At 64.3% G+C, this 982-nt stretch carries 1 protein-coding gene; it reads left to right on the top strand.

The window, feature by feature from the left end:
* Positions 1-558: 558 nt before the first annotated feature.
* A partial coding sequence (locus A9513_RS04800) for an aldehyde dehydrogenase family protein (RefSeq protein WP_141678341.1) occupies positions 559-982 on the top strand: 424 nt, incomplete at its 3' end.

The following is a 982-nucleotide window of genomic DNA, read 5'->3' as shown; positions in this document are numbered from 1 at the left end:
CCAGGGATGGCCCTTCGCGGCGTGCCCCTGAAACTTCGATCCAACGAGGGAATTTTTCGCCTAAGCGAAAAACCGGATGGAGGGGCGAGACCTTTTGGTTCCTTTTGTGGCGTTTGACAAAAGGGACTCGCCCGAGGGGGCGAAACAAAGCATCTCAGCGCACGCTGAAGCGGCGCAGAAACTCCAAAGCCAAAGCGGCATAGGACATTCAGCTCCGTGCCTTGCGGTTCGCGAGCAAGCTCGCTCCTACAGGCCTGTGCATTCCCAGGCGACGTTGAAACGCCCAAGCACGAACAAGAGCATCGCGGAGAAGCTCCGCTCCTACGAGAGCTCAAGCGCCAGGGTAAGCCAGCAGGAGCACTCTGCGGGCGCGATCGCGGGCATGGCACGTTCCTGCAGAGTTACCGATGGCCTAGGGCGCAGGTCAGCCCGGCGCATCTACTACCAAATGAGTAACCCACCGCTCCCATGGGGGCATTCCGAGCCGGGAAGGGCGCTGCCTAAGATCGCTCCATGACCTGGCCGATGGAGGCCGGGAACCGACAGGAGAGCATCCCCATGATCTACGCCGCACCCGGAACCCCCGGCGCCGTCGTCACCCTCAAACCGCGCTACGGCAACTACATCGGCGGCGAGTTCGTTGCGCCGGTGCTGGGTCAGTACTTCAGCAACACCTCGCCGGTGAACGGCGAAATCATCGCCGAATTCCCGCGCTCCACCGCCGAAGACATCGACAAGGCGCTGGACGCCGCCCACGCCGCCGCTGGCAGCTGGGGCCGCACGTCGGTGCAGGACCGCGCGCTGATCCTGCTGAAGATTGCCGACCGCATCGAACTGAACCTGGAACAACTGGCCGTCGCCGAGACCTGGGACAACGGCAAGGCCGTGCGCGAAACCCTCAACGCCGACGTGCCGCTGGCCGCCGACCACTTCCGCTACTACGCCGGCTGCATCCGCGCGCAGGAAGGCGGCGCCGCCGAGA

It is taken from the genome of Pseudomonas sp. AU12215, assembly GCF_001675465.2.
GTDB classification, from domain to species: Bacteria; Pseudomonadota; Gammaproteobacteria; order Pseudomonadales; family Pseudomonadaceae; genus Pseudomonas; species Pseudomonas nitroreducens.
Note: the sequence above shows the minus strand (reverse complement) of the source record. Positions and strands in the feature narration are given on the sequence as shown.